General features: G+C 42.9%; 6 protein-coding genes. All 6 read right to left on the bottom strand.

Annotated elements, in window-relative coordinates; all coding sequences use genetic code 11:
• On the bottom strand, nucleotides 1-777 hold a 777-nt coding region (locus tag AC1U9U_RS15585; RefSeq protein WP_479961471.1), incomplete at its 3' end, for a DUF4145 domain-containing protein.
• Nucleotides 778-805: 28 nt separating this feature from the next.
• Nucleotides 806-1,474, bottom strand: coding sequence for a KilA-N domain-containing protein (locus tag AC1U9U_RS15580; protein WP_479961470.1), 669 nt, complete (start codon nucleotides 1,472-1,474; stop codon nucleotides 806-808).
• Nucleotides 1,475-1,479: 5 nt separating this feature from the next.
• The gene (locus AC1U9U_RS15575) at nucleotides 1,480-1,647 is read right to left on the bottom strand and encodes a hypothetical protein (protein WP_479961469.1); all 168 of its coding nucleotides are present in this window, start codon (nucleotides 1,645-1,647) and stop codon (nucleotides 1,480-1,482) included.
• A gap of 168 nt (nucleotides 1,648-1,815) precedes the next feature.
• On the bottom strand, nucleotides 1,816-2,019 hold the full coding sequence (locus tag AC1U9U_RS15570; RefSeq protein ID WP_479961468.1) for a hypothetical protein: 204 nt from the start codon (nucleotides 2,017-2,019) through the stop codon (nucleotides 1,816-1,818).
• Nucleotides 2,020-2,101: 82 nt separating this feature from the next.
• Nucleotides 2,102-3,226: a restriction endonuclease subunit S gene (locus tag AC1U9U_RS15565; protein ID WP_479961467.1), complete on the bottom strand. Its 1,125-nt coding sequence runs from the start codon at nucleotides 3,224-3,226 to the stop codon at nucleotides 2,102-2,104.
• Nucleotides 3,223-4,390 (bottom strand): HsdM family class I SAM-dependent methyltransferase (locus AC1U9U_RS15560; RefSeq protein WP_479961466.1); only part of this gene is annotated, 1,168 nt, incomplete at its 5' end. The genes AC1U9U_RS15560 and AC1U9U_RS15565, both read right to left, overlap by 4 nt.

Here is a 4,390-nt window from a genome sequence, read left to right as displayed (position 1 = left end):
CTTAGCCTCAATCACAGCCAGGGGGAGCCCGTCCTTCCCATAAAGGACATAATCGGCATAGCCTTTCCCTTCCGGATTCGGCATACCGGTGAGTTCCACCTCTTCCCGTACATCATCCCCAAAGACCCAACCAAAAAGCTTCAAGTCCACATCGATGTATTTTTTCCGGGTAAGAAACTCCGAGATATCCCCCGGAGTGAATTGGCGCTCTTCCTTGTGCTGGGTTTTTGACCCAGTCAGACGCTCACTGATGGCCTCGATCTGAGCACGAAGGGCTTGAATCTCCGCTTCTTTTTCCTCGAGCAAGCTATCCTTTTCCTTGATCTTGGCTTCGTCCAAGATGACCTTCTCTGCGGGAATCTTAGCTTCATCAAAAGATCTTTCCTGATAATCTTGACCATAGCAATAATCGATCCACTGCACGAACTCAAAAAGGGCCGAGAGGGAGAGGACAGCCTCACTGGGGCTAATGGCCTTTTCCGTATGTACCGCTAGGTTACCCAGCTTAATGATATAAGGGAGCTTGTTCCAGGTTTGCGTATCCACAGCGAATTTGAAAGAGGGCTCATGAATCAACGCCTGCAAATTGTCCTTATAGGGCATGAAAATGGTGGTATCCGCAGCATAAACCCATTTCACAGCCAGCTCAAAGGCCTTGCGACTCCCCACCGCCGCCATGGCCGGTGAAGTGGCTAAGACCCGCTCCGCCTCGATACAGGCAGCGGAAAATAAGGCATATTCCGTTTTTCCCCGCAGGAAGTCAAAATTGGCAGTCATGAAATCACCTCTTTACTTATTCCAAATTTTAATCCAGCTTCCCTAATTTCTTGACACTCGGATTATCTAGCAACGATCGCATTTGCTCTATCGCAGTTATATTAAGTTTTAACAAACGCTCTTGTTGATCTAAGCCCTGACGGATAAATTCCGCATTCAAGCTCTCAAGGTTCGCCATTACAATTAGCTGTTGCAAGGTGGCATTGTCTCGGACATTACCTTTTAAATCAGGGTTTTCCATACGCCATTCCTTTGCCGTCTTTCCAAATAACGCCACATTAAGCATATCTGCTTCTGTAGCATAGGTAATCCCCGCCTGTATTTTTGATACATTCTCTGGAATAAGGTTATCCTTAATTGCATCTGTGTGTATTTTATAATTTATCTTTGCAAGTGTGCGTTGGATATCCCAATCTAAGGACAATCTGCTGTTTTCATCTGCCTTTAAACGCTGATAATCTTTTATTATGTAAAGCTTAAATTCGGCAGATACCCATGACGCAAACTCAAAGGCTATATCTTTATGAGCGAAAGTTCCACCGTATCTTCCCGATTTTGAAATGATACCAATAGCATTCGTGCTTGAAATCCACTTTTGAGGAGAGAGAACAAAAGAATTTGCGCCAGCCTCATTTCTAAACCCCTCGAATTCGAGGGGTTTAAAATCGGCATTACTTAATTGCTCCCATAAACCCAAAAATTCTATAGATCTCTATTCCTCATCCAGTTTTGAATTACAGCACTTGGATCATCACTTTTGAATCTGGCAATATCCGTCAAAGAAATATAATCATCTTCGCTTCCATTTGAAAGTACTGTAATTTCAGTTCCCTTCGCGGTTATTTTAGCTTTTACCCTTTTATTCTCCATGGAACTTTCCCCTCTCTACTCAAACTACTCACTCATTAGGCTGTCGAATAGGTATTGGATTTCGTCAAGGGCTTTTTTCACAAGGGCTTTTTGGGATTCGATTTTAGTTACGATTTCGGCGAATTGGGTTTACATAGGGCTAAAGCACTCGAAGTGCATAGAAGACCCTCATAGGCCAAATTCCTTCTTCAGTTCTTCAAAGTCGTAGACTCTCCTAGCTTTTATGTCTTCAAGGGCCTCTGCGACAGCTGATTCCTCTTCTGCAGAAATAGGCTCATCATCATAAATCGGATTATTCAAATGCTCAACCAGGCTTCGAGCATCGTCTTTGTCAAGACGCTGTGCTTCTTCTTGAATTTTCTTGTCTATCATTAAATTATCATCCCTTCTAAAGGAACATAGTAATAATGAAAAGGAAGCTTTTGTTTCATTGTAATATACTGGAACATGGTTCTCAAGAAAAAAACTCGCTCATCAAGCTGTCAAAGAGGGTTTGGGTTTCATCAACGGCTTTTTTCACAAGGGCTTTTTGTTCCTCGATTTTGATGACGATTTCGGCGAATTGGGTTTGGAGTGGGAGAGGGGGAAGGGGGATCCTAATACTATTCAGCTTTGCCTGATTAAGTTTTGGTTGTGCAGAACCAGTTACATAATTAGCAATATCCATATTATTAATTACAAACTCAACGAATACCTGTGAAGGGTAATCTTTGAATTCCAAGACATGTGCGTGATTATTTACCCACACCTTTCCGAATACCGAAAAAGCAATCGGCAAAACTCGAGTCAGAAGATTAGCACCATCTTCCGATATTAATAGATATGTGCCGTCAAAAATATAATCATTAACATAATCAACTACACCTGATGCACCATAATAAGGATATATTCCCTTTTCACGATCTGTTGATGTAATAGGGACACGTCGGCTATCCAAATTATTACACAGGTCCTTTAAACACCTAACATCCCACCCCTTCTCATTCGTAACCGGATCCCCAAACATTTCGTAAAAAGTGGCTTTAATAAGGTTATCCAACTCCGCAAGCTGTTGTTTTCGCATGGCAAGGAGTTCGGTAACGGTATCTAAGGTTTTAGCAATTTGCTTTTGGGTTTCTAGTGGTGGGAGAGGAATGGTAAACAGCTTAACACTTGCAGCAGATAAATTCGGTTGAGAACTACCATTATTTGCCTTGTTTAGTTGCTTATAGAAATGTTCCGATTCTAAGCAATAAGATAGATATTTAGGATAAATTAAACTTAAATTCGATCTAAGTATTACTAAGGATGATGCAATTGCACCAATATTCGTTGATATAATTGCGTGTTTACCTAATGAACCTCTTAAACAAAATACAATATCATTCTCTTTGATTTTACCTGACCCTAAATTTTGATACTTTTCTTTACTTATATAGTTCATGCCGGAAAAATCTATTTTCTTCTCAGAAATATGTCCAGCGTTTATAAAGGGAATTCCTACATCAATAAAATCCTTAGCAGACGGATAATTCTTTCCTCTATCACCATTTATGAACTGACAGACTTCCCCCAACCTAACCATTTCCCACTTACTCACCCGATAAGCCCCCTTAACTCCTCCATCTTAGAGTCAATCTGCAGGCTCAGCTTATCCAGTCGCTCCATAATCACCACCGGCGGGTCATATTCCACCTTTTCATAGACCACTTCCTTATAGCGGTTAATGGAGAGGTCATAGCTATTTCCCTCAATTGCAGATTTCGCCACAAAAAAGCTTTGCTCGGTGGGTTTACGCTCTCCTTCACCCTCTAGGTTATGAAAGCGAGCGATTATATCCGGGATATCGTTGGCATCAATGGGTGACCTTTTATCATCCAAGGAAAAGCCATCGGCTTTCATATCATAGAACCAGACCTTATCCATTCCCCCTGCACCGGTCTTCGTAAAGATCAGGACGGCGGTACTCACTCCCGCATAAGGCTTAAACACTCCGCTGGGCATGGAGATCACGGCTTGAAGCTGATGATTTTCTACCAACTCTTGGCGCAGGGCTTTGTGAGCCTTGGTGGTCCCGAATAAGACCCCATCGGGTACGATACAGGCACAGCGTCCACCTTTACGGAGCATTCTTAAAAAGAGGGCCACAAATAAAAGCTCGGTCTTCTTCGTATTACAGACTGCCTTTAAGTTGTCATTAATACTTTCCGCATCTACCGTTCCGGTAAAGGGAGGATTGGCGAGAATGATATCATAAGCCGAAGAAATACTGTTCTGCTTCGACACACTATCCACATAGTCAATCTGGGGCTGGGTAATGGAATGAAGCATGAGGTTCATGGCTGAAAGTCGGAGCATGGTTCGGTCCGTATCAAAGCCTGTGAACATCTTCCCTTCAAAATGCTCCCATTGCTCGCTGGTCATTGCCGACTCGTATTTTTCACGGATATATTCAGCCGAGGACACCAGAAAGCCCGCTGTACCACAGGCCGGATCACAAATACTATCCTCCGGAGTTGGGGCCAGAAGCCTTACCATCATATCCCGGATATGCTTCGGTGTTCGGAATTGACCGTTTTGCCCGGCCGTAGCCAACTTGCCCAGCATATATTCATAAAGATCACCTTGCATATCAAAGTTTTTGATATCGTGTTCATACAACTCATCTAACCCCGTAATGATCTTCTGTAAGACTTGGGGAGTGGGGATGAGAAACATAGCATCCTGCATATAGCGGGAAAAGGCCGTCTCATTCTCCCCATTC

This window comes from Desulfitobacterium sp. (assembly GCF_982384815.1).
Note: the sequence above shows the minus strand (reverse complement) of the source record. Positions and strands in the feature narration are given on the sequence as shown.